General features: G+C 70.5%; 22 protein-coding genes. 7 read left to right on the top strand and 15 right to left on the bottom strand.

Annotation, left to right across the window (positions count from 1 at the left end; translation table 11 throughout):
• Window positions 1–55: 55 nt before the first annotated feature.
• The 5 genes from ACGFIG_RS15065 to ACGFIG_RS15045 form a co-directional block, all read right to left on the bottom strand.
• Window positions 56–948 (bottom strand): IS5 family transposase gene (locus tag ACGFIG_RS15065; RefSeq protein WP_393003073.1). Its coding sequence is split into 2 segments (ribosomal slippage): window positions 56–609 and window positions 609–948, totalling 894 coding nucleotides; the frame shifts between segments, so codons are not numbered across the junction.
• 184 nt (window positions 949–1,132) lie between these two features.
• Window positions 1,133–1,456, bottom strand: a complete 324-nt coding sequence (locus ACGFIG_RS15060; RefSeq protein WP_393003071.1) for a hypothetical protein — start codon at window positions 1,454–1,456, stop codon at window positions 1,133–1,135.
• Window positions 1,456–2,652: a WXG100 family type VII secretion target gene (locus ACGFIG_RS15055; protein WP_393003069.1), complete on the bottom strand. Its 1,197-nt coding sequence runs from the start codon at window positions 2,650–2,652 to the stop codon at window positions 1,456–1,458. The genes ACGFIG_RS15060 and ACGFIG_RS15055 overlap by 1 nt, the downstream gene beginning before the upstream one ends.
• Window positions 2,649–2,969 carry a type VII secretion target gene (locus ACGFIG_RS15050; protein ID WP_393003067.1) on the bottom strand — a complete coding sequence of 107 codons (321 nt, stop codon included), beginning with the start codon at window positions 2,967–2,969 and terminating at the stop codon, window positions 2,649–2,651. Before ACGFIG_RS15050 ends, ACGFIG_RS15055 begins: the two co-directional genes overlap by 4 nt.
• On the bottom strand, window positions 2,956–3,357 hold the full coding sequence (locus ACGFIG_RS15045; RefSeq protein ID WP_393003065.1) for a YbaB/EbfC family DNA-binding protein: 402 nt from the start codon (window positions 3,355–3,357) through the stop codon (window positions 2,956–2,958). The genes ACGFIG_RS15050 and ACGFIG_RS15045 overlap by 14 nt, the downstream gene beginning before the upstream one ends.
• A 154-nt stretch (window positions 3,358–3,511) precedes the next feature.
• On the opposite strand from ACGFIG_RS15045, the gene ACGFIG_RS15040 reads away from it, so the two are divergent.
• Both ACGFIG_RS15040 and ACGFIG_RS15035 read left to right on the top strand, forming a co-directional pair.
• Complete coding sequence (locus tag ACGFIG_RS15040) at window positions 3,512–4,204, top strand: hypothetical protein (protein ID WP_393003063.1); 693 nt, start codon at window positions 3,512–3,514, stop codon at window positions 4,202–4,204.
• 130 nt (window positions 4,205–4,334) lie between these two features.
• On the top strand, window positions 4,335–5,657 hold the full coding sequence (locus ACGFIG_RS15035) for an inositol-3-phosphate synthase (protein ID WP_393003061.1): 1,323 nt from the start codon (window positions 4,335–4,337) through the stop codon (window positions 5,655–5,657).
• A 183-nt stretch (window positions 5,658–5,840) separates the two neighbouring features.
• Here the strand turns inward: ACGFIG_RS15035 and ACGFIG_RS15030 are convergent, their stop codons facing one another.
• The 9 genes from ACGFIG_RS15030 to ACGFIG_RS14990 form a co-directional block, all read right to left on the bottom strand.
• Window positions 5,841–6,596: a formylglycine-generating enzyme family protein gene (locus ACGFIG_RS15030; RefSeq protein WP_393003059.1), complete on the bottom strand. Its 756-nt coding sequence runs from the start codon at window positions 6,594–6,596 to the stop codon at window positions 5,841–5,843.
• Window positions 6,597–6,696: 100 nt separating this feature from the next.
• On the bottom strand, window positions 6,697–7,227 hold the full coding sequence (locus ACGFIG_RS15025) for a carboxymuconolactone decarboxylase family protein (RefSeq protein ID WP_393003057.1): 531 nt from the start codon (window positions 7,225–7,227) through the stop codon (window positions 6,697–6,699).
• On the bottom strand, window positions 7,224–8,081 hold the full coding sequence (locus ACGFIG_RS15020) for an SDR family NAD(P)-dependent oxidoreductase (RefSeq protein ID WP_393003055.1): 858 nt from the start codon (window positions 8,079–8,081) through the stop codon (window positions 7,224–7,226). The genes ACGFIG_RS15025 and ACGFIG_RS15020 overlap by 4 nt, the downstream gene beginning before the upstream one ends.
• 100 nt (window positions 8,082–8,181) lie before the next feature.
• Window positions 8,182–8,841, bottom strand: a complete 660-nt coding sequence (locus tag ACGFIG_RS15015) for a hypothetical protein (protein ID WP_393003053.1) — start codon at window positions 8,839–8,841, stop codon at window positions 8,182–8,184.
• A gap of 284 nt (window positions 8,842–9,125) precedes the next feature.
• On the bottom strand, window positions 9,126–9,899 hold the full coding sequence (locus ACGFIG_RS15010) for a G5 domain-containing protein (RefSeq protein WP_393003051.1): 774 nt from the start codon (window positions 9,897–9,899) through the stop codon (window positions 9,126–9,128).
• Between the two features lie 230 nt (window positions 9,900–10,129).
• The gene (locus tag ACGFIG_RS15005) at window positions 10,130–10,798 is read right to left on the bottom strand and encodes a hypothetical protein (RefSeq protein ID WP_393003049.1); all 669 of its coding nucleotides are present in this window, start codon (window positions 10,796–10,798) and stop codon (window positions 10,130–10,132) included.
• A complete protein-coding gene (locus ACGFIG_RS15000; protein ID WP_393003047.1) occupies window positions 10,795–11,352 on the bottom strand; it encodes a hypothetical protein in 558 nt (185 codons plus the stop codon). Before ACGFIG_RS15000 ends, ACGFIG_RS15005 begins: the two co-directional genes overlap by 4 nt.
• 94 nt (window positions 11,353–11,446) lie before the next feature.
• Complete coding sequence (locus ACGFIG_RS14995; protein ID WP_393003045.1) at window positions 11,447–12,790, bottom strand: hypothetical protein; 1,344 nt, start codon at window positions 12,788–12,790, stop codon at window positions 11,447–11,449.
• Between the two features lie 157 nt (window positions 12,791–12,947).
• Window positions 12,948–13,787, bottom strand: coding sequence for an aldo/keto reductase (locus ACGFIG_RS14990; RefSeq protein WP_393003043.1), 840 nt, complete (start codon window positions 13,785–13,787; stop codon window positions 12,948–12,950).
• A gap of 339 nt (window positions 13,788–14,126) precedes the next feature.
• On the opposite strand from ACGFIG_RS14990, the gene ACGFIG_RS14985 reads away from it, so the two are divergent.
• From ACGFIG_RS14985 to ACGFIG_RS14970, 4 genes are all read left to right on the top strand, one after another.
• Complete coding sequence (locus tag ACGFIG_RS14985) at window positions 14,127–14,921, top strand: SCO2525 family SAM-dependent methyltransferase (protein WP_393003041.1); 795 nt, start codon at window positions 14,127–14,129, stop codon at window positions 14,919–14,921.
• Between the two features lie 227 nt (window positions 14,922–15,148).
• Entirely contained in the window at window positions 15,149–16,990 is a 1,842-nt protein-coding gene (locus tag ACGFIG_RS14980; RefSeq protein WP_393003039.1) for an SCO2524 family protein, read from the top strand.
• Window positions 16,991–17,920 carry an SCO2523 family variant P-loop protein gene (locus ACGFIG_RS14975; protein ID WP_393003037.1) on the top strand — a complete coding sequence of 310 codons (930 nt, stop codon included), beginning with the start codon at window positions 16,991–16,993 and terminating at the stop codon, window positions 17,918–17,920.
• A complete protein-coding gene (locus ACGFIG_RS14970) occupies window positions 17,905–18,882 on the top strand; it encodes an SCO2522 family protein (protein ID WP_393003035.1) in 978 nt (325 codons plus the stop codon). Before ACGFIG_RS14975 ends, ACGFIG_RS14970 begins: the two co-directional genes overlap by 16 nt.
• A gap of 6 nt (window positions 18,883–18,888) precedes the next feature.
• Here the strand turns inward: ACGFIG_RS14970 and ACGFIG_RS14965 are convergent, their stop codons facing one another.
• Window positions 18,889–19,848: an SCO2521 family protein gene (locus tag ACGFIG_RS14965; RefSeq protein ID WP_393003033.1), complete on the bottom strand. Its 960-nt coding sequence runs from the start codon at window positions 19,846–19,848 to the stop codon at window positions 18,889–18,891.
• Between the two features lie 297 nt (window positions 19,849–20,145).
• Here ACGFIG_RS14965 and ACGFIG_RS14960 point away from each other — a divergent pair, with 297 nt between their 5' ends.
• Window positions 20,146–24,354 carry a HEAT repeat domain-containing protein gene (locus ACGFIG_RS14960; protein WP_393003031.1) on the top strand — a complete coding sequence of 1,403 codons (4,209 nt, stop codon included), beginning with the start codon at window positions 20,146–20,148 and terminating at the stop codon, window positions 24,352–24,354.
• Window positions 24,355–24,500: the final 146 nt, after the last annotated feature.

The raw sequence follows: 24,500 nt of genomic DNA, 5'->3' as shown, positions 1-24,500 counted from the left end.
CCGCAGACCGACCCGGGAAGATCACCGTTTCGGAAGAAGACAACCAGCACGTGCGTTAGGTTCTGTCTCGCGGATCTTGGTCGTCGGGGATGGCGCGTAGCCAGTCGAGGGTTTCGACCAGGTCGAGGGTGGCCTGGAAGTTGGCGGCCAACTTGTCGTATCGGGTGGCGAGTCCTCGCCAGTGTTTGCGCCGGTTGAAGCCCCGTTCGACCTGGTTACGGCGTCGGTAGGCGACCGGGTCGAACGTCGGGGGTCGGCCGCCGCGTCGTCCTTGCCGCTTCCGGTTGGCGATCTGGTCGTTGGGCTCGGGGATGACTGTGGTGATGCGCTTGTCCCGCAGTGCGGTCCGGTTCGCTCGGGAGGAGTACGCCTTGTCGCCGGTGAGCGAGTCTGGCCGCTTACGGGGTCGGCCCATGCCGCCGGGGCGGGGCACCCGGATCTGTTCCAGCAGCGGGATCAACTGGCGGGTGTCGGCCGCCTGACCAGGAGTGATCCGGGTGGCCAGGGAACGGCCACGCCCGTCGGCCAGGGTGTGGATCTTCGTGGTGAGACCACCCGGCGATCGGCCGATGGCCTGTGCTGCCCGCGGCTCCTCACGGGTCAGCCCCCTTTACGGGCACCGGCGGCATGCTGGTGGGCACGCACGATGGTGGCGTCGACCTGGGCGTTCCAGTCGATGCCGTCGTCTAACTCGGCCAGGGCGATGACGTGGGCCTTCAACCGGGCCCACGTCCCGTCGGCCGCCCATCGGCTGAACCGTCCGTGAGCGGTTTTCCATGACCCGTACCGTTCCGGCAGGTCCCGCCACGGCGAGCCGGTGCGTTTCACCCAGCAGATCGCGTTGATGACCTGCCGATGATCCCGCCACCGGCCGCCCCGCACGGGCTGCGCCGGCAACAATGGCGCCAACACAGCCCACTCGTGGTTCGTGAGGTCACCTCGCGCCATACCAGGCTTAACGAGCGAGACTCATGATCCGCAAGACAGAACCTAGCGGGTCTTCTGTGACCTGCGGATGCCTGAGGGCCGGCGCTGCCTGCTCCGTGCCGACCACGACGGCCCTTGCTCCCGCCGCCTTCCTCGGTGAGCACTCCGACAGTGCACCTGTTGAGTTGCGGGCCGAACTGGTTCCCTACTCGGGATAGCCAGCGGAGTAGGTCGCGTCCACGAGTTCTTGAAGGTGTCGGATGACCGAGGCCTTGTGGTCCGTCTCCGGAAGTTGTTGCTCGCCAGCCTTGACGAGCCCGCCTCGCCAGTGGCGGATGATCTCGCGCTGGGCCCTTGTGGACAGCTGGTCGATCCAGAGAGATCCGAGGTTGTTGTCGATGATTTCTTGAAGATGGTCGGCAGCTTCCCGGTCGGAGAGCCGTTCGACCAGAAACTCCAGTGTCCAGTCGAAGAGACCACCGGTGGCGGTCCAGTCGACCCCGGGTTTCAACACGATCAGGCCGGCCATCACTTCCCCACGATGAATACCCGTGGACCGAGATCACGGTCCGCTAGGAACTGTTCAACCCTGGCCGTCTGCTCGGCCGAGAACTTTGAGACGTCAACGGGCACGAAGTCGGCCTTGTCCAGGTGTCGTTCGATCTGATACTGAAGCTGCGGCCACTGCCGGTCGAAGAACTGGCCGGGGAAGTTACCGACGGCATCATATGTGCGCCCCGCGTCGTCGACCCAGTCGGCCGAGGAATCTGCAGGGGCGCGACTGAGTTGAACGCCGATGAGTTGTTCCAACCGTACCGCGGTTTCGGCCTCGCCTGGCCTGAACTTCCCGGTCGCCGGGTCCATGCCGAGAGCGTGGACGCGTTCTTCCTCGCTGGCGTGTCGAGCGGGGGGCTCACGAGGCGTCCCGGGAGTCGAGGTGCCGTCACCGGATCTGCCTGGTTGGCTACTGACCAGCCGCCCCAGAGCCTGCTTCAGCTTCTCGATGAGGTCGCCGAGTCGCCGGATCTCCGGCATCAGCCGTCGCAGGCTGGCCAGTAGTCCTCGTAGCAGCCGTGCGATCCGCCCCGCCCATGACGCCACCAGCGTCGTCACCTGCTCCACCACCAGCGGCGCGGCGAAGCCGCCGGTGACGACCAGTTCGCCGGCGTACACGATGAGCCGGGAGACGCAGGTGGCGATGGCGTCGCGGACCAGCAGCCGGACGGCGGCGACCAGGCCGGCGGCTCCTTCGGTGACGGCGGCGAGGGTGTCGGCGCCCTGGGCCAGCCCGCCGATGGCCTGCTGCTGCTCGGCGGCCCAGGCTCGGTAGGCGGGGCCGGCGCCGCCACCCCAGCCTGCGACGTCGGTACGGACGGCGGCGGCCAGGTCGGCGGCCTCCCTGCGCAGCGACGCGGCGACGTTGCGCCAGGTCTGGGCGTGGGCGGTGATCTGCGCCGGGTCGCCCGCGAGCCAGTCCAGTGCCTCGCTGAGCGGTTTGACGTGTTCGATCAGCCAGGCGATGCCGTACTGAAGCAGCGCGCCGACCGGGTCGGAGACGAAGGCGAGGGCGTCCAGGCCGGCGCTGACGACGCCGAGGGTGCCGTCGATCCAGCTGCCGGTGCGGACGCCCTGGGCGATGAGCTCGATGTCCTCGCAGATCCAGATGCCGGCCCAGGTGCTGGGCGGGGTGTCGGATGCGGTGGCGACGAGCGGGTTGGTGGTCACTCCTTGTGCCGTATCCGCTGTAGCGACCGCTCGGCCCGAGCGTCGGCGGCCCGGTAGCGGTCGGCGCCGGTCCGCAGCCTGTCGGCCGTGTCGCGTACCGAGCCGGCCGCGGTGTCGATGCCCTGGACCAGGGTCTGCTGGAGGCCGTCGAGTAGCACCGGCATGACCGCGCAGAGCCGTCCGTACGCCTCGGCGCCCAGCCGGACGTGCTGGCCGGCCTGGCGGGCGGTGTCGAGACTGTCGGCGCGGCGGTCGAGGCGTGCGGCGTGGCGGGTCAGGTCGTCGGGGTCGACCTGGATGCCCTCAGCGCCGGGCATCCGGTGTGCCCCGGTCGGGATCCAGCCGGCGGCGGTACGACTCGACCAGCGCCGCCGCTGTCGGATCCTCGGCGCCGAGGACGCCCGTGGTCGCCTCGGTGATCCTGCTCAGGAGGTCGGTGTGAGCGGCTTGGGTGGTCGCCAGGATCTGCCGGGCGGTGTGCGCCGCGGAGTGTTGTCGGGTCCGTTCGTCCAGCCGCAGGCCGACCAGCAGGCCCGATGAGTCGACGGTGACCTCGATCGCCCGGTCGGGGCTGGTCGCCGTGCCCCTCAGCGCCTGCACCCGCGAAGCCAGCTCCTTGGCCCGGGTCGCCCGGTCCGCGACGGACGTTTCCCAGTCGTCGAGCCGGCGCGTCGCCTCGTCCAGCGCGGCTTCGTCCGTCCACATGACTGACCCTCCCCAGGGCATCGACGCCGACCGGTCGGTGTCGCCGTCACGCTATCAATCAATGGCATCGCGTACGGTGACGGCCGCCGCTCTGGCCCCGCACGCGTCGGCACGCTCTGGTTACGGAAAGTTTGTAGATCATGGTTGACAAACCGTGCTCGAGGTCTACTTTGTAGACAGGGTTCTACAAGGAGGTGAAGGGCCCGTGGTGCGAGAGATGCTCAGCGTGGCTGACATCGCGGCGATGTTCGGCGTCGAACCGAAGACGGTCAGCATGTGGCGGCTGCGCTACCCGGAGTTTCCCGAACCGGACGTTCTCGTCGGCGGCATGGCGGGCTGGGATCCCGAGCGGGCCGAAGAGATCCGTGTCTGGGAGAGCCGGCGCCCCGGACAGGGGCGGCGCGCGATGCTGGCCGAGCACATCCAGGAGACGTTGCGGCGGACGTTCATCTTCCGGTTCATGCGCCCCGATGACTTCGCCTGGGCACCGATCGACTTCCCCGGCATCGAATACGAAGACGGTCGGCTCGCGGACGGCATGCAGGTCAAGGCCGCGGAGCACCTGATCGGCGCACTTCGCGACCAGGGCTACGAGATCGTCTTCCAGGACCCCGGCACCGACACGACGGAGGCCGTGCGACACGTGCTCTGGGACCGGTGGACCGCGCAGGAGGTCGGGGGGAACGAGTTCCTCGGGCAGTTGTTCGATGACTACGGACGGATCTACCGCGGCTGCACGGCCTTCGATGCCGCCTCCTACACGCTGAACCGGCTCGAAGCGCTCGGCGGCGAGATCCGCACCGTACTCGGACCGTCGCCGCAGGTACGGGCCCGCCGGTCGCGATAGCGCGATTGCGCGGCCCCGAACAGCACAGTCCCCTCTCGGGGGCATCGACCCGACGCACAACTGGTCGCCGGACGACACCGGACAGGAATCGAGCGGCCGGCGTGACGGCATCCTGGAGGCTGGAGACTTCGTGGAGACATCCGAGCACCACATCGAGCCCGCCGTCGGCAGGCTGGGCGTCCTGACAATCGGGCTCGGCGCCGTGGCGTCGACCTTCATCGCCGGCGTCGAGCTGATCAGGCGCGGCCTCGCTGAGCCCGTCGGCTCGCTCACCCAGATGGGCACCATCCGCCTCGGCAAGCGGACCGAGCACCGCGTGCCGCTCATTCGCGACTTCGTACCGCTGGCCGGCCTCGACCAGCTGGTCTTCGGAGCCTGGGACCCGATCTCGGACACGGCCTACGACGCCGCGCTCAAGTGCGGTGTGCTCGACCGGTACACACACATCGAACCGATCGCGGCCGCGCTCAAGGAGATCGAGCCCATGCCGGCCGTCTTCGACCAGCGTTACGTACGGCGGCTCGACGGCACCAACGTCAAGCCCGCAGCGACCAAGCGCGAGCTGGTCGAGGCCATCCGCAGGGACATCCGCGAGTTCAAGGCGAAGCACTCCTGCGCCCGGCTCGTGATGATCTGGTGCGCGTCCACCGAGACCTACATCGAGCTTGGCCCGGCCCACCAGGACCTGGAGGCGTTCAACGCCGCGATCGACGCGAACGACGAGACCATTGCGCCCTCGATGCTCTACGCGTACGCGGCGCTCACCGAGGGCGTCCCATTCCTCAATGGCGCACCGAACCTCACCACCGACATGCCGGCGCTCACGGAACTCGCCCACACGGCCGGCGTACCGATCGGTGGCAAGGACTTCAAGACGGGGCAGACGCTTCTGAAGACCGTGCTGGCGCCGATGTTGAAGGCCCGCATGCTCGGGCTTCAGGGCTGGTACTCGACCAACATCCTCGGTAACCGCGACGGCGAGGTGTTGGACGACCCCGACAGCTTCCGCACCAAGGAGAAGTCCAAGCTGGGCGTGCTCGAGCACATCCTGCAGCCGAGCCTCCATCCCGAACTCTACGGCGACTACTACCACAAGGTACGCATCAACTACTACCCGCCCCGCGGCGACCAGAAGGAAGGCTGGGACAACATCGACATCGTCGGCTGGCTCGGCTATCCGATGCAGATCAAGGTCGACTTCCTATGTCGTGACTCGATCCTGGCAGCCCCCCTGGTACTCGACCTGGTGCTCTTCACGGACCTCGCCCAGCGGGCGGGGCTCAGGGGCGTGCAGGAATGGCTGTCGTTCTACTTCAAGGATCCGCAGCATGCGCCCAGCGTCTATCCCGAGCACGACCTGTTCATCCAGCAGACCAAGCTGAAGAACACCCTCCGCTGGCTGATGGGCGAGGAGCAGATCACCCACCTGGGAGCCGAGTACTACCAGGACTGAAAACCGGCTCGTCCCCGCCCGCCGAGCACGGTCAGCGGGCGGGGACGAGCCGGCCCCACTGACATGGCCGACCAAGCGTCGGCGTTCGCCACGGACCGACCGGCGGCCTTCTGCGAACCCGACAGCCGTCGACGACCGTACGGCCAGCACCTCCGCGAGTTCGTCGGCCAGCCAGCAGGCGGCCTACCGGGACGGCAGCGGGGCGGCCGGACGAACCGCGGTGAACTGGTCGTGCTCGTAGCGGGTGGCGGAGAGCAGCAGCAGCCACTCGTCGCAGCCCTGCCACGGGTAGAGGTCGGCGGCGCCACCGCGTACGGTCCGGGGTCCGTCGCCGGTACGTGGCCGGGCATCCGCCGGCGCACCCGCGAAACCGGGGATCCACACGTCGGCGCAGATCTCCCCAGCCGAGCCCATCGCCGCCAGGCCGAAGGCATTCTCCCCGGCGGCCGTGCGCTCCTCGTCGCCGAAGTCGTCGAGGATCTGCTCCTCGTCGGGTTTGTCATCGCCACGGAACGTCAGCGTGGTGGTGCCGGCGCGGGCCGCGTACTCCCACTCGGCTTCGCTGGGCAGCCGGAAGGGCAGGGCGTCGAGCAGGTCGTCCAGATCGTCCTCGAGCCGGGCCGTGTTGGTGTCCTCGTCGGCGTAGTCGTCGTCATAGTCGGCCAGCCAGTGCCGGACCTGCCCGACCGTCAGCGGGTGCCAGGCGAGCAGGAACGGTGCGACCCGCACCTCACGCACCGGCTGGGCGTCCCTGGCGGCCCTGAAGAAGGGCTCGAGGGTGTCCTCGACTCCTCCGTCGCGCTCGATCGCACGTACGGCCTCCAGTTCCGCCTCGGACAGACCCATGCGGAACGTGCCGCCGGGCACCTCCCGGAACACCACCCCCGACGCGGTGTGCCGCCACGCCGGACGTCCGGCCACGATCTGCTCCGTCCACATGGCGCCGAACGCTAGCAGCCGAGGCATCCCGCGGTGGAGCCGTCCGCCCGGATCGTGGTCGCCGCGCGCCGGACGTTCACCGCGCGCCGTCGGCGGAGGGTCAGTCGGGCTGGATGCGTAGCGTCGTGATGGTCGTGGCAAGCATGACGTAGTGCCCGACCAGCAAGCACAGCTCGATGCACTCGCGTTCGTCCAGATGGGCGCGCAGCGCCGCCCACGCCTCGTCGTCGAGGTCGCGCTCGCGAACCAGCGCATCGACCGCGACCAGCACGGCGTGAACGCGGCCAGACCACCCGGCGCCGACGTCGTCACCGGTGACGCGCTCGATCTCCGCGTCGGTGACGCCGGCCCGCCGCGCGAGCCTCAGGTGGTGGTCGTGCTCGTAGCGGCAGGCGCACAGGTGCGCGACCCGCAGGATGACCAGTTCGGTCTCCCGGCGGGGCAGCACGCCGCCCGGCATCAGACGACGGGCGAAGCGCAGCCAGCCGCGAAACAGCGGGCGGTGACGGCCGAGCGTGAGGAACAGGTTCGGCGGACCGGTGCCCGTGACCCGGCCCGCCGCCCGGCTGAACAGCCAGCCGAACGTACCGACGTCATGCCGGCCGCCCGGGCTGATGCGTGGCCCGGTCACGGCTGGTCGGCCGGCTGCGGCGTGGTCAGCGGCGGACGCTCCTCCCGCGCGATGCGCAGCACGTCGGCCAGCCCGCGTTGGAACCTCCGGTCGAGCAGCGGCTGGACCGCCATGCGCAGCGGCAGCACGGGCCGCACCCAGCCGGGGGCGACGATCCGCCGGCTCCGTCGGGCGATGCCGCGCTCCAGCGCGGCGACGCCGACCTCCAACGAGGCGACGCGGTGCAGCCGGCTGCCGCGCAGCAACGCCGTCGCGGCTTCGGTGCCGAACCCGCGCGAGGTCATGTCGGTGTCCAACTCGGCGAAGTACGCGACGCCGGCGCGGGCGCCGGAGGGCCGCAGCTCGACCCGCAGCGTGTTGCCCAACGCCTCGACCGCGGCCTTGGAGGCGCTGTACGCACCGAGCAGCGGCGCGTGCACCGCCGCGGCGAGTGACGCGATCACCAACGCGTAGCCGTTCGGGTGACTGATGTGCGGGCACGCGGCGCGCAGCGTGTAGTAGGTGCCGAGCACGTTGACGGCGTTCGTCCGCTCGAACACGTCCGGGTCACCGCCGACCAGCGGCAGTTGGGCGGCGACTCCCGCGTTGGCCACGACGACGTCGAGCCCACCGAGCCGGTCCACGGCCATGTCGACCGCGGCCTCGACCTGGGCCCGGGAACGGACGTCGCAGGTGCGCCACGGTGCGTCGCCGCACGCCGCCGACACCTCGGCCAGCAGCTCGGGCTCCAACCCGACGACGGCGACCCTGGCGCCCCGCTGGTGCAACCGACGGGCCAGCGCGGCGCCGATCCCACGGGCGGCACCGGTGACGAGGACCCGCCTGCCGGCCAGCGAACCCGAACCAACGTTCATGGCGGAAGTATAGATACGTCCGGATGGACTGCGAGGTGCGAAGCCTGCCGGCTCAGCGGCGTCAGCATCGGTGCCGCTCGGGGCGAGGGGTTCCGGACGGTCACCGCCCCGGCTCTGGCTCCCGCCGTTCGGGCTCGTCTTCGGCCCGCCCACGACTGAGGAAGTACGCCCCGAGGGCGCCGGCGAGGGTGCCGAACACCACCACGGAGTAGACGGCCAGCACCAGTTCCAGTATCTGCGCGAACGTGTCGGTGGCATCGAGCGGCACCCCGGTGATAGTGGTGAGCGCGGCATCATGCAGGGCCTGTCCGAGCGTCGGGTAGGAGCCGGTGAGCGTCAGCAACTGCCCGGCGGTGACGGCGATCGTCACGGTCACGACGGTGAGCCAGGCCAACCGGTCGGTGAGCAGCCGGCCCGCCGAACGGGAGCCGCGGACGGCGGCGGCGATCACCCCGGCTCCCCGGGCGGCCCGAAGCGCGATGGCCGCGCGGGCGAAACGTAGGAAGGGCACGGCGAGGAAGATCACCTGCCACCAGTTCTGCTTCCAGAACTGCCGGGCGCAGCGCCGAGCCAACCAGGCACGAAGGACGAACTCCGCCACGAAGACGGCCCACAGGATCCAGCTGGCGACAGTGAGGACGGTGCTGAGCGGCTCGTCGTGGGTGACCGCCTGGACGAGCACCAGCAGCAGGAACAGCACGCCGAGGGCACCCATCGGCTTGTCCAGCCGGCGGACGAGGTCGTCGAGATCGGTGGACACCGTCAGGCACCGGACGCACGGGTGTCGGGTTCGGCCGTACCGGCCGGGCGCAGCCGGGCGACGCGGCTTCGACCGATGTCCAGGGTCGGGTCACCGGTTGCCTGCATGTTCTGGCTCCTCGGGCCGGTCGTCCGGGGTGCGACGTCGATTACCGACCGTAGGGCTCGACCGCGCCGTGACCCGCTGTTTCCGGCAAGCGCCGGATATTCGCAGGCCACCCGACGACCCGGTGAGCCCGTCGTCGCGCTCGATGCCTGCCGTACGGGGTCGCGGCTGACCGACGTTCAGTCGTCGCAGCCGATCCCGTCGCCGTCCCGGTCGAGGTCGTAGATGTCGCTGCCCACCACTCGGACCGGTCCGTGGACGTAGGCGGGACCGTTGCCGCTGCCGCCCGCGCAGTCGACGTCACTGGCGATGGGTACGCACGCCCCGCTGTAGTTCGGGTCGCACTGCCGCGTCTCCTTGGTCCCGACCCTGACCACCCGAGTGACCGGCGCCTTCGTGATCTCCGACTTGACCAGCTTCCTGGCCGTCTGCACGCCGTCGGTGTGGGTGACCTGGTAGGTGAGCGTCCTGACGCCGGCGACTCCCCGGGTGGACACCTTCCTGGTGCCCTTCGGCAGGGAGGAGTCGCGGATCGTCCTGGTCTGGAAGGCGATCCGCTGCGTCTCGGTGACCGTGCGCGTCCGCACCACCGGCGCCGCGGGCGTCGTCGGTTCCGCTGCCCCGGTGGGCGTAGCGACCTGCTGAGGGGAGGCCGGCACGGTCACGGGCGGGGTGGCATCGGCGGCCGGGACAGTCGGCACGGCCTCGGCGGCGGGCTGCTTCTGGCCCTGCGGCTCCGGAGGGGCAGCGACGATCGTCGAGATGATGACACCACCGCAGCACAACAGCACCAGCGTGACGGCGCTGATCAGCGCGACCTGCACGCTGGTGCCGCGCTTCGGTGGCGCCGGGAGAGCCCCGCCGGCGGGAAACTGCGCGATCGGGTACGGCGGTGGCCCGGGTGCGGGGAGAGGTGGGGTCTGCCCGTGCCACGGTTCCTGGGGGTACGTCACGGCTGAAAGTGTGCGCACCAGGGCCACCGACCAGCACCGGCCAGTCAGCCACGTTCCGTAGCAGTCTGCTGACGGCGCACCGTTCGTTCGTCGGGCCGCTGCCGTCATGAGGTGAAGATCGCCGTCGATCGTTCCTGCGCGCAGTGCGACGGAATCGTGCGGTCAGCCGTCCGGCTCGCGACGAGCCACCGTACGCCCTCGTGCTCACACCGATGGGCGCGCCCATCGGGTCAGAGGGTCGGCACCGCCGTGATGCTGCGCGGTTGGAGCCGGATCGTGAACCGTACGCCCCCGATCGTGGTGACGCTGTCGCTCTCGGCGTTCTTCTCCGCCCAGTCGTACGCCTGCTGGCGCAGTTCCGGGTTTCCGGCGAGCACGGCGTCGGCCGTGGTGGCGAAGAGCGAGGCGCACACCTTGGCGCCCGGCTTGAACGCACAGTCCGCCCGGATGAGGCGCACGTGGGTCTCGTCGTCGAACTCGATGGAGACGGTCAGGTCCCACCTCAGGTTGCCCGGCGCCGTGCACTGCTGGAACTGGGGGGCCTCGCTGACTGTCCTAGAGGGCCGTTCGGGAGGCGTACAGGTGTAGGAGTTGGTCTTCTTCAGCCAGTCCTCGGCGATGGTCGCGACCTTGACGCCGGGCAGGTAGCGGCGATCCGCGGAGGGGAAGTCGGCGCCGGTCGACGGCAGCGCCGACGGCCCGACCGGATCGGTGGTGAGCGTGCCGGCGGCCCCGCCCGAGACCGCGCCGGCGAGCCCGCAGAGGACCAGGGACACGACCACGGCCAGCACCAGCGCGATCCTGCCCGGCCCGGGGGAGCGCCCTGCTGCTCCGGGTGACGGCGGCGTGGCGCCCGGTCCGGTGCCGATGCCGACGGGCGGCTGAGGTGGCGTGCTCATCCCTGCCCCACCCAGACCCGCAGGCGCAGGGATTCCTTGCCGGCGGCCGTCAACTCGTAGCGGTAGGCGCCGATGGTCGCCTTGGCGCTCTCGCCGCCATCGAGGCGCTGGTCGAGCCAACCGCGCACCTCCCCGACGGTGACCGGGTCGTGGGAGACCGGGATGGACCCGAGCCAGGTGAGGAAGGACCTGGTCGTCGCGGGGACCTTGTCGCCGTAGTCGGAACGCACCGACCCGGACAGGTTGGTGATCAGGTTCTCGTGGCTGTCGACGTATGTCGTGAACTCCGCTCCGGCGATCCCGAGCTCGCACGTCGAGACGCCGTGGCCGCGCTCCTCGCAGGTGAAGCCCTTTTGCGTGAGCGCGTCGGTGAGCATGGCCGGGCTGAGGCCGGGGATGCAGCGGCCGCCGCCGCACCGGGCGGTCTGCGCGCCGAGCTCCGAGTTCCGGGCGACGGCGTAGCCGCCGGCCCCGGCGCCGAGCAGCGCGACCAGGCCGACCACCCCGGCGACGAGAGCGAGTCGCCGCCAGCTCGCCGCGCGCCGCCCCTTCACCTGGCCGGCATCGCCCGGCCCTGAAGGACCGGCCGGTGTGCCGGAGGGACTGGCCGGGTCAGGGCCCGGGGTGGGGGGCGTCGGCTGCACCGCGTCACGCTCCACTTCGTACGAAGGTTGCCCACTGCTGGGTGAAGGCGCTGCTCGTCATGCCGAGCACCCGCTTGCAGACGGCGTTGAAGATCGGCGTCTGCACCAACGGTTCGCCCTCGGTGTCGTTGTACTTGATCACGCTGGCGTAGAACTCGACCGCGGCCGTCCGGCCCTTCGTCCGTTCCACGAAGTAGAAGACCGTCGAGGACAACGCGTACTTGAAGCTGGCGTCCCGGTCGTAGAAGTCCTTCGAGGTCGGCACCGCGCCGCGGAAGGCGCCGGCCGCCACCCGACTGTTCAGGTAGGGGCGGTCGTTGACCTGCTCGGCCCAGCGGGCGAAGCCCTCGACGGCCCAGGTCGGCGCGCCCAGCACCCAGCCACCCGGGCTGAGCGCGGTCACCCGGGCGCCGACACTGTGCGCCACCTCGTGGCGGATCACCCGGCGCGGGTCGTCACCGATGGCCGCGATGTTCTTGAGGTTGACCACGACCCGGGAGCCGGCGTACTGGTCCTGGTAGACGTCGCCGTTCTGCCGTACGCCCTGCTGCGGGATCTGGAAACCCTCGATCTCGGGCTTGAAGTTGCTGCTGCCGCCGAGGCCGTACCACCTGCGGTAGTTCTCCGCGTCGCGGGTCAGGAACAGCACGTGCCCCGGGAACCGGAGCCGGTCGCCCCAGAGCGACTCGACGTGGCGGATCTCGCCGCGTGCGGCGTCGGCGTAGCGCTGGAGATCCGGCACGCTGGCGTCGCCGATCAGGCAGGCGTTGTCGACATGGTGGACGGTCAGCGGCGAGAGGTGCCAGGGAGCGTCGCCGCGCAGGCCGTACGCACCCATCTCGTCGGCGTTGTCGCGGGTGAGCGGCAGGATCTCGGTGATCACCAGCCGGCCGTCGCGGCGTGCCAGCGAGTAGCGGAAACTGGAGGCCGGCGCCACCCCGCCGGGCCCGGCGTCTGCGGTCAGCTGCACGACCTCCTGCACCGGCGTGAACCGGTGCACCTCGCCCTCCGGCGTGCCGATGGCCTGCTCGGCGATGTACCCGAACGTGGTCAGCTTCAGCTTGCGCAGGTTGTCGAAGAGGAGCTTCTGCGCCTGGACCAGCTTGGCGTCGGAGTGGTTCAGGTCTGCCAGGAACGCGGCCTCGTCGCCCTGCCGCAACGCCTCGGCCCGGCGGTCGAGCAGGGCTTGCAGGGCCTGCTTGGTGGGCTCGCCCGTGGACTGGCTGCCCTCGTCGCGGAGCCGGGGCCGTTCCTGTTGGCCGCAGCCGGCGACGACGAGACCGGTGGTCAGCAACAACGCGCGCCGTGACCAACCACCACAGGCTCTGCTGCCAGGTTGCTGTCGCACTGCCGCTCTCCCTGAGATCCACCGAACGTCCGACGAGCCGCGAGCGAGATCATGCCACGGGCAGGCGGTGCCCGAGTACCCACGGGGCGTTCGCCACCCCGGGCCGGTGGCAGACACGGCCGTGCCGACGGGAGGCGTCACGCCGGGGCGCAGCGCCTCATTCCGGCTCGTGCAGCCGGTCCAGGCGGTCGCGATGCGCCCGCGTCAGGTGGAGCCCTTCCGCCGCGAGGTTCTCCTCCAAGTGGGCGATCCGTGCGGTGCCGGGGATCGGAAGGATCACCGGCGACCGGCTCAGCAGCCAGGCGAGGGCAACCTGCGTGGCGGTGGCACCAAGCTCAGCGGCCACGGCGGCGATCTGCGCCGTCGCTCCCGTCGCCCCGGCTGCGACGGGCCGCCACGGCAGGAACGCGATTCCCGCCTGCTCGCAGGCCTCGACGACAGGCTCGTGCTCCCGGTCGAGGATGTTGTACCGGTTCTGCACGCTCGCCACGTCGACGATCTGCCGCGCCTGGTCGAGTTCGGCGGCGGTGACCTCGGACAATCCGATCCGTCCGATCTTGCCCTCGGCCCGCAGCTCCCTGAGCGTGCCGAGCTGGTCCGCGAGCGGCGTCTCCGGATCGATCCGGTGCAGCTGAAGTAGCTCGATGCGCTCGACGCGCAGTCGGCGCAGCGCCTGCTCGACCTGGGCGCGCAGGATCGATGGACGCCCGTCCAGTTTCCACTCGCCCCGGGGCCCCGTCCGCGCGACGCCGACCTTGGTCGTGACGAGCAGCCCGTCCGGATAGGGGTGCAGGGCCTCGGCGAGTAGTTCCTCGTTTGCGCCGCCGCCGTACAGGTGGGCGGTGTCGATCAGGGTGACGCCCAGCTCGACGGCCCGCCGAGCCACCGCCCGGGAGGACTCGCGGGCGGGCTGCGGATCGGTGGGCAGGTGCATGGCACCGAACCCCAGCCGCCGAACCTCCAGGTCTCCGCCGATACGAAACGTCGTCGATGTCATGCGTCCCCCTCGCCGGGCGGTCACGGTAGCAGCACGGATCGGGTCGTGCGGACCGTCCGGACCAGAGCTGGGGGAGTGGACCGCCGGCTTCCCCGCGCCGGGCGCGGCCCCTGCTCCCGCCGACTCCTGATATCGGATTTCCGTCAACCGGCGCGGACGCACACTTCGACCGAGGTGAACTGGTGAGGACGGAACGACGGCCGTCTGTGTCCTCATTTCCGGGAGCTGGTCAAGCGCTGCTGCTTGCGCGCCAACACCACCTCCGATGCACAATGGGCAGCGAGAAGGAGCGCGCCGGCACGACCAATGAGATTCGCCGACATCGATGGAGGCACGTCCATGGCGTTGACCCCGGCGGCTGGCGGCGGTTGCGGCGAGTCGTCGATGCCACCCCCGCCGATCCGGTCTCTGCAACCGGTGAATTCCGACGTCGAGTGGGACAGCTTCGACCCCCAGGCATACGTCCGGCACAACTACGCGGTGCTGCGTGCCGACGATCGGGAAATCCTCTGCCGGACCAGAGACTTTCTCGCCAGGGCGAAGCTCTCCGACGCGGACTGTGTCGACGTGGGATCGGGGGCGAACCTCTACCCGGCGCTGTCGCTCCTGCCGTTCGCGCGCAGGGTCGACCTGTGCGACTGGTCGACGTCCAATGTGAGCTGGTTACGTACGCAGATCCACGGCTATGACGAACTCTGGGACCCGTACTGGCAGGTGTGCGCGGAAAATCCGGCGTACTCGGCGCTGACCGATCCACGAGGCCGCCTGGCGCGGGTGGGCCGGGTGCGGAAAACCTCCGTCTTCGACGTGCCGAGGCACGCCTGGGACGCCGGCACCATGTTCTTCGTGGCCTGCTCCATATCGGCCGACCGGGCGGAGGCCGAACGCGCGATCGGCCGGTTCCTCGACGCGCTGCGGCCCGGCTCGCCCTTTGCCGTGGCGGTCATGCTCGGCTCCCGCGGCTACCACGTGGGCCAGCGCCTGTACCCGGCCGTGGCGCTGCGGCGCGCCGAGGTGGTGGCCCGCATCGCGGCGGGCGCGTACGACCTGGACGTCCACGAGGTGCGGCTCACGCCGCCGCTGCGGGACGGATACCGCAGCATGCTGCTGGCCACCGGCCGTACCCGCGGTTGATCACAATGCCTGGTGACGGGAGGCGCCGGCCCATCGACCCGGCCTGCCCGTACGGCATTCACCTCGCACCCCGACCGGCCGACACGCGGCTGTCGAAGCCGTTCGAGTGGCACTCGACTGGCCCGCTACCATGTTGTTGCACGTCTTTGTGGATCACCGTGGATCATCGCGTGAACGGCAATACCCAGCAGTTTCTTGTCGACGACTACAGCAGACGGCGGTGAATCGTGCGGATACAACCACGCCAGGAGATCCTCGACATCTGGCGTGCCACGGTGCGAAGTTGCTGGCAGAACGGCGAATGGCGCTGGGGTGGCCGAAGCGGCAGCAACTCGATCAGCGATGCGGAGCAACTGCTGACGCTGCTGCTCCCGGCGGCCAAGGTCCCCGTGCTGTCACTCGACGACCCGGATCGCGCCGACGACGAGGTGATCGAGGCACTCAGCCCGCTCGGCGGCGCGATCGAAATTCCCCGCCGGCTGGTCAGCGTGATCACCGACTACTTCACGCGGTACACCGACGACACCGGCACCCCGGTCTTCAGCGGCGGAACCTACCTCACTCCGCTCGACGGCGGCGCGGAACTCACCGACGAGCAACGCTCCCTGGACATCGTCGACTCGTTCGCGGTGTCCGTCACGCTGACCCTGGCGACGATCGGTTTCGTCAAGGTCTACCGCGGCACCACCAAACGACGCGACCTGCTGGCGCAACTGGACGCCCTGGACCAGATGGCCAGCGCGCGGCTCACCGCGGCCATGGTCGGCCTGCTCCGCAGTTTCAGTACCTTCGTCTTCTCCGCCAGCGACGAGTACGGCGTCCGACTGTGCGACATGATCAACCAGGACGAGGTGCCGCGCCGCGAACTCGTCGCCGCGCTGCGCGAGCAGTTGCGCGAGACGATGGCCAGCCTGCGCAGCGTCGTCATCGGGTCGGGCCGGGTGACCGAGGACCTGGACAACAGCGAGATGCTGTTCGAGTGCGGCTGGTCGTGGGGGCTCATCGCCGGGGCCGAGGAGGTCCCGACCACCGAGCCGATCGGCCTGCAGCGCGACGGCGCGGCGGAGAACGCCCCCTACCTCTACTTCACGGTCATCGCGATGGACGCCATCGAGGACCTGAACTCCGAACGCACCCGCCTGCTCGGGTTGCTCAACGAGGAGCAGCAGCGGCTGTCCCGGGCGCTGCAACTACGCTGGGAGCTGACCCGGACGTACTGGGCGACGGTGGCGACCTTCGGCAACCGACGGCGCTGGCCCATCGAGGACATTCCCTGGCGGACGACCGACGGCGACCGGACCGACTACTACACCCTCCAGGCCACGTCGCTGGCGGTCAAGGGCCTGGTCGCCGGCGGGCGCGGCGGCGACGAGGAGTTCGGCCGGATCGCCGCGGTGCTGGTGGAGCTGGCGCAGCGCGCGCGGATCACCCGGCGTGCCTCGCCCGACGAGCCGGCGCTGCTCGTGCACGCGCCCGGCAAACGGGTGACCCTGATCGACGACACGTCGAAACCGATCATGACGTGGAACGTGAACGAGTACTCCACGGTGCTGCTCCAGCGGGCGGCCACCGTCGCCGGTCTGCTGAACAACGCCCGGCGGCGCAGCGAACTGCTCGAGCTGGCGGACGAGGTGTGGGAGCACCTGCTGCTGCGGCGCATCCCCGACGGCCAGCACCGAGGCCTGTGGGACCACGCCGGAGGCGCCTTCCCCGGGCTGGCGCCGAAGCCCGACGCACCCTCGTGGTATCTGACCGAGCGGGTGGTGGAGGCGCTGGTCAGCGCCGGTCAGCTGCTCTGGGACCGGCCGTTCCCGCGGGCCGGCCGACTCGCCTCCTACGCGCAGGACCTCATCGACGAGGCCGAATACCTCTTCGACCGGGAGCTGATGCGCGGCACGTTCGCCGGCGAGGCGATGCAGCGCAGCATGCGCAGCATCCGGGCCAGCCTGCGCCGGGCGCAGTCGCTGGTGGACGAGCGCCCCGGCACGGCGGCCGCCCTGGCGAACTCCCTGCTGCTGCTGCTCAACGACATCGCCACCGGGCAGCAGAAAGCCAGCGAGGGGATCTGAATGCTGGTCTTCGTCACGTCGCACAAGGGCGGCACCGGACGTTCGGTGACCGCAGCGAACATCGCCTACCGCAGCGCGCTGTCCGGCCGTCCCACCTGCTACCTGGACTACGACTTCGGCTCGCCCACCGCCGGCATCACCTTTCAGATCCCACAGGCCGTCAACGGGGTGGAGGGCGCCGGGCCCAACGGCGGCGGCCTGCACCGGTATCTGCGCGGAGAGATCCCGTCTCCGGAGCAGCTGGACGTGTGGGGCACATCAGAGCGGGCCAGCCTGCGCCAACGGCCCATCGGGTCCGGTCCGCTGGTGCTCCTGCCCGGGCAGCGCAACGGCAGCGAGTTCGGGTTCACCAACGACATCGCCAAACGCTGCGCCGAACTCTTCCTCCGCCTAGAGGAGGAGTTCGACCTGACCCTGGTGGACCTCAGCGCCGGCCGGTCGTACGCCAGCCAGATCGCGCTGGCGGCCACGGCCATCGCCACCCTGCGCAAGGTCACCGTTCGCTGGCTGGTCTTCCACCGGTGGACTCCCCAGCACGTCACCGCGGCCGCCGACCTGGCCTTCGAGGCGGGCGGGATCGTGGCCATGGGCAAGGAGTACGGCCACGAGCCGGACCGGCTGCGGGAATCGCTGCGGTTCATCCGTACGGCGGTGATCGATTCCCGCGGCCCCGAGGTCGGCCACCTCGACCTCGCGCAGCAGGCGTTCCTGCGTAAGTGCGACGCCGAGCTGTCGGAGTTGGCCCGACGACGGGGCGTCGGGCGCACCACGCTGTTCGGCGTGGTGCCGCTGGATCCCCTGCTGCAGTGGCGGGAGCAACTCATCTCGGACCACGACGTGCAAAGCAAGATCGCGAACGTCAAGACCGTGGACGCCTTCGTGGATCTGACCGAGAAGCTCTTCGACGAGACGGCATGGGAGACCGTGTGATTGGCGTGGATGTCAGGTTCCAGGAGGCAGCTGCGGTGCGACGTACAGAGAGCGTGGCGTACTCGCATCTGTCGGTGGAGTTGGGGCACTTCTACGCGAAGGACTTCGGCGACGGATGTCAGGAACTGCGACGCCGGTTCGCCCGGATCGCGGACTTCTCCGCCGCGATCCCGGCCCTCGCCCGACGAGGGCTGCCTCCACACCGCCAACCGCGGATCAGCACCTGCTTCATGGTGGACGACTACTTCAATCGCTTCGGCAGCCCCCGCGACGTGATCCCGCAGGTGCAGAGCGCCGCGGCGGAACACGGGCTGACGCTGGACTACGTGGCCCGGGAGTCGAGTTTCGCGCGGCACGACGGCGTCGAGCTCGCCCAACTGGTGGTCGACACCCTGGTGGTGGAGCCGCCACGGCACACCACCGGGAGCCGCCCACCGCTGAGCGAGTCGGGATGGCTGTCCAACGGCAAACGCTCGCCCGGGCACGCCGACGCCCCCGCGATGACCCTGCCCCGGCCGTGGTCCCCGCCGGTGCAGTCCGGTGACCCCCAGCACTCCATCTTCGTCGACATCGAGCTGTGGTCCGACGAGCCGAAGACCCGGGTGTGGGCCTGCGCGCTGCTCGCCTCGGTCTGGCAGCTGACCCGGCTGGGAGTGCTACGGCACCGGGGCGAGACGGTCCGGCAGCCCTGCCAGCTCGCCGGGGAGCTGCCCGCCGACTGGGACGAGCTGCCGGCGATCGTCCAGCTGAATCCGCTCGCCGCGCCGTTCTGCGCGTACCGCACGCTGACCCTCATGAACACCCACTACCTGCCGGTGGAGCTGGCCGTACGGACCATCCTCAGCCAGGTGGCGGTACCGTCCGCAGTCGCGCAGCAGGTCGCCAAGCGGGCCGGCGGCGAGGGCCTGCAACTGCCCAGCGAACTGGTCGACCGGTTGAGCTACGTGTTCATCGGCGAGTGAGCGTGCTCAGCGCCCGCACGGCTGGGTGACCGCCACCCGGTTGGCCAGGTCACGTAGCAGAGCCATGTTGTTGACGCTGATCTGGTCCCGGATCCAGTTGACCGACGACTTCCACTGCCGGCTGAACCCGGGCACCTGCTCCAGGCGGTCCCAGATCGGCCGCAGTCGCGGGTGGACCCGAGCGCCCGGCAGCCACAGGTGCAGCAGGTGCTCCAGCACCGGCCGCAGCCGCTCGATGTGCTCCTGCCCCCCGGAGGCCGGTCGCGTGACCGCGGCCTCCACCAGGGACGACAGCATGGTCAGCAGCCAGTCGTGCAACGCGAGGTCCTCGCAGAGGCCGGCCACGGCAGCCGGCACGTCCTGCGGGCCGACCACGAGTTCGACCGTGCGCAGCGTGGGGGAGTCCACGGTGACCACCGCCGAGACGTCCTGTCCCGGCTGCTGGTCGACCCGCGCCGTCCACCGCAGCCGGGTGCGCGCCGCGCGCAGCGGCGGGTGCCGGTCCAGCAGGCCGGACATCTGCACGCCGTCGAGCACCCGGCCGGTGATCGCCTCCAGGTTCAGCACGTCCGCGTTGTTGCCGTGCAGGAAGCCCGCGGCCAGGTCAGCGGCGTCCAGCTTGCCGACCGTCTCGAGGACGCCGGGGTTGGCCAGATAGTGCGACCACGGCTGGCGGCGCTCGCCGGCGACGACCTGGATGACCGAGGAGGCCTGCACGATCCGGCCGCCCGTGATGATGGCCCGGGTGACCACGGCACCCACCCCGCGCAGCTGACGGTTCCTGGCGCTGGGTAGCCAGCAGTCCACGCCGGTGCGGACATCGGGCGACACCGCGTAGAGCGAGGGGCGTCGGGAGGTCAGCACGACCTCGCCCTCGACCAGGCCGAGTACCTCCGAGCTCTGCTCCTGGGCCAGCGCCGTGCTGTGCTGCAGCAGGCTGGTGTGCACCTCACCCACCGTGAGCATGGCTTCCTCCGCATCGCAGGCACCGTCCGCGGTCGCCCCGCGGAATGCGGTCCCATGGTGATTGACGTACGCCGCCGTGACCCGCACCGACACGGATCCGTGTGGTATTACCGAACTCCTCGCGAGCCGGAATGCGGCTCGCCGGAACCATCTCTGTCCTGCGGTCATCATAGGCCGCCTGTTCGCGGGAATCCCACGCATGGGCGGGGTCGCGAGTGTTCGCGGGTCAGAGCGGTGTGAAGGCAGCTGATATTTTCATTGGTGCGGTCGCCAGCCACCCCCTGGAGTTTGCCGTTGATGAAGGTCTACATTTCGGCCACCCAAAAGGACCTGCTGGAATATCGGGCCGCCGTGCACGTCGTGGCGCGTCGTCTCGAGATCGAGGACGTGGCCATGGAGGCGTACGGCGCCGACATCCGGCCACCGTTGGAACGCTGCCTGGCCGACGTGCGCCGGTGCGACCTCTACGTGGGCCTGTTCGCCTGGCGCTACGGGTTCCGGCCACCCGGGCAGGAGTCCTCCATCACCGAGCTCGAGTACCGTGAGGCGCTCGCGGCCGGAAAGCCCTGCCTGATCTTCCTGCTCGCCGAGGACACCCCCTGGCCGGTCGACATGATCGACCGCGACGCCGACTGGCAGCAGATCGTCGCGCTGCGCGGCGAGCTCAAGGAGCGCCACCTCTGTGCCTTCTTCTCCGGAGTGGACGACCTCGCGGCCAAGGTGACCATGGCGCTGGCCGAAGTACGCAGCGGCCGGTCGCCGGCGCGCCAGCTCGCCGACCCGGGCACCCCCCTGCCCGAATCCGTGCGCAACCAGTACCACAAGCAGCTGGCACTGCGCTACCAGGCCGTCCCGCTGGACGCGGTCTCACCGCGCCCCACAATCGGATATCTGACGCTCGGCCTACCGAAGATGTTCGTGGAGCCCCGCGTACACGAGGACAGCCGGCCGGAGATGCCGAAGGCCTGGTGGCGCTGGGCCAGCTCCACCACCGACGGTGACGGCGGGCTGCCCGGGGTGGTCGACTCGGAGGAGGTGGAGCGGCTCTGGGAGGAGTACGCGGCCAAGGACGCGCTGGCACTGTTCGACGTGGTGTGCGATCCGGGCCGGCGGGCGATCGTACTGCTCGGCGACCCCGGCTCCGGCAAGTCGGCGGCCGCGCAGTACCTGGCGCTGGCGCTGGCCGGGGTCTGCGACGAGCCTCGGCTGGCGGCGCTGGACCGCTACCTCCCCGTCCTGATCGAGCTGCGCTCCTACGCCGCGCACTGCGGCGACGGACGGTGCGACGGCCTGCTGGACTACATGGGCCACCGCCACCAGCAGGGACTGGCCGGGATCGAGCAGAGCGTGCTGGAGGCGTACCTGCGGCACGGCGGACAGGCGCTCTTCCTGTTCGACGGCCTGGACGAGGTGTTCGACCCCACGCAGCGCGAGGAGGTGGCCGCACAGATCGCCACGTTCGCCAGCGAATACCCCGGAGTGCGGACCATGGTCACCTCACGGGCGGCCGGATACCTGCGGCACACCTTCGCCAACGCCGGCTTCGACCACTTCACACTGGAGGACCTCGACGACGAGCGGATCGCCCGTTTCCTCAGCAACTGGTACCGCTACGTGATGCCCACACCGGCGACCGAAGCCGACCGGCAGCGGCGACAAATTCTCGACGTGGTCCGCAGATCCCGGGCGATGCACGAGATCGCCGGCAACCCCCTGCTGCTCATGCTCATGGCGATCGTCGGCCGAGGCCACCCGCTGCCCCGCAACCGGCACCGGCTCTACGCCCACGTCACAGACGTCCTGATCTCCGAGTGGGACGTGACCAAACAGTTGCGCGAGAGCCACGGCGACGTCCCGCTGCTGGACCTACAGGCAAAGCGCCGGTTGGTGCGCCACCTGGCGTACTGGATGCAGTTCCGGGAGTCCGGCCCGGCAGGAAACTATATTGAACCCGACGAGCTGGCGCGGATCTTCCGGGACCACCTCGTCGCGTTCTACGGTTTCGAGAACGAGCGGGCGCTCGCCATGGCCTACTCGATGATCGACAAATTGCGTCAGCGAAGCTTCATCCTGGAACGGTACGGGCTGCGACTGTTCGGGTTCGTGCACCGCACGTTCCTGGAGTTCTTCTGCGCCGAGGAGATCGTGGACAGGTTCAAGCACGATCCGGACGCCTGGGGCCTCGACCGACTGCGCGCGTTGTTCCGCGACCACTGGGCCGACCCCTCCTGGCGTGAGGTGCTCCGGCTGGTCGCCAGCGCCCTGCCCGCCCAGACCGCCAACGACCTGGTCATCCTGCTCGCCACCGAGGCCAACCAGCCCTGGCCGCCGCTGAACCTCACCGGCCCACCGTGGAACCTGGTGCTGGCCGCGCAGTGCGTGGCGGAGGCGCCGCAGCCCGCCGAACTGGCCGGCGCGGGCGACGCGGTGCTGTGCCAGCTCGTACGGCTGGTCGAACACGGCATCTCCGCCGACGACCCCAACCTGGCGGAACTCACCGAGCAGGAACTGCTCTCCTCGATCCGGGCCCTCGGGTCGAACTGGCCCGGCCGGCAGGCATTCCTGCACTGGTACCGCCGACGCGGCGTGCACACCAGTTGGCGCTCCGGCTCCGCGTTCGCCACCCGGGTCGCCGCGGTGCTCTCCACCGCCGAGGAGCAACTGGAGGAACTGCTCGCCCAGGAACTCGGGCAGGGCCGCGAGCGGCAGGCCCACCTCACCCTGGTCGCAGGGCTGGCCGAGACCGCCGGCCGGCTGGACGCCACCAGCCCCAGCCGCCGCCGCTGCCGGGACCTCCTGCTCGCCGAGGCGCAGGCCGAGGTCTCCACCACGGTCCGGCAGGCCGCCGTACGGGCACTGGTCGCGCACTTCAGCACCGACCGCGACCACGTCGACATCCTGCGCGACCTGGCCCGCTCACCCGATCTCGCGGTGCGCGCACTGGCCGTGCAGTCCCTCGGCGGCCGCAGCGAGCTGTCCGAGGACGTCCGCCAGGTGCTGGTCAACGCCACCGAAGACCACGCCACCGCAGTGCGGCGGGCCGCCACCGCAGTCCTCACCGCGCGCTGCGCCGACCTGCCGGGCGCCACCGGGACGCTGCAGCGGCTGCTGGCCACCGACACCGACCCCGGCGTGGTGCAGCGCGCCCTGGAGGGCCTGCTGGCACTGCCGGAACACGCCGAGACCGCCCGCACCCGGGCGTTGCAGCGGGTGACCGGCGACTCCCCGGACGAGGTGCGGCGCTGCGTGGTGACCGAGCTGCTGCCCGGGCGGCCCGGCCCGGAAAGCACCGAACTGCTGCTGAAACTGGCCGGCTCGGACCCGTCCCCCCGGCTCCGCGCGGTCGCCGTGCAACGGCTGGCGCTCGTGCCCGACCCGGACGGGCGCTGCCGAGCCCGGCTGGTCGATCAGATCACGCGCGACGAGGACGCCTCCGTGCGCGCCGCCGCCGTGACCGCGCTGATCGACCGGGGCCGTGCCGACGACATAGGATGGACCGTGGTGGCGAAGGCGGCCCGTGTCGACGAGGACGCGACGGTGCGCCTGGCCGCGGTACGCGCGCTGGCCGAGGCCTACCCGGACCACCGCACCGGGGAACTGCTGCTGGAGAAAGCCGACAGCGACCCGACCGCGAGCGTCCGACTCGCCGCGGTCGACCTGCTCACCGGCCGACCGCTGCTCGGCCACGCCACCCGTGACCTGCTCATCAGCCGCGCCGCCCAGGAGCGGGACGCGATCGTCCGGCTGCGGGTCACCCTCCGCCTGACCCGGCTGGCCGACCCGCCCGACCCCGAGGTGCGCAAGTGCCTGGCCGAACAGGTCAGCCGAGACCCCGACCCGAACGTGCTGCGCGCGGCCGCCCAGGCGCTCGCCCGGCACGGCGAGACCGACGCCCTGATGGAGACGCTGTGCCGGCGGGCCCGCCGGGACAGCTACGTCGGCATCCGGATGGCCGCCGTGCAGACCCTCTGCGCGCACGGAAGCCCCGACGTAGTGACCGACGTGCTGCTCGAGTGCGTCGAGTCGGACACCGACCCCACCGTCTTCGACGCGGCGGTGCGCTGCCTGGCCGAGCAGGGCTCCGCATCCATGGCGGTGACACTGCGGCTCCTGCGCCGCCTGGCGGACCAGGACCCGGCGATCCGCGCCCGCATCGCCGCCGCGCTCGGCGCGCACTTCGGAGCCGACCCGGAGGTCCGAGTGCTGCTCGTAGGGCTGGTCCGCGACGATCCGGACCTGGAGGTCCGGCGCCGGGCCGTGGAACAGCTCGGAGCCGCGCTGGCCGGCCAGGTGGGGGTGCGGGAGCTGCTGCTACGGCTGGCGGACGACGACGACTGGGAGATCCGCCGGACCGCGCTGCTCGGGCTGACCCGGCACTACTCCAGGGACAGCCGGACCCGGGGCGTGCTCGTGAGGCTCGCCCGCCAGGAGGACGACAGCGTACGGCGGCTGGCCGGGCAACTACTGGCCGCGCTGCCCGACACCAGGCCCGACGACTTCCCGTGACCGGGCCCGACCGACCGCCGGACCAGCGGTGCCGCCGCCGGTGAGCGGGCCGAGCCGGCGGGGGCGCCGACCGCCGTTCGCCGCAGCCGGTAACGCGCCGGCGGGCGCGCGCCGAGCGCCGTCCTGATCGACCTGGTCAAATAAAA

It is taken from the genome of Micromonospora sp. NPDC049048 (genome assembly GCF_043197615.1).
In the GTDB taxonomy this organism is placed as follows: domain Bacteria; phylum Actinomycetota; class Actinomycetes; order Mycobacteriales; family Micromonosporaceae; genus Micromonospora.
This window is presented reverse-complemented; position numbering and strand designations above follow the sequence as displayed.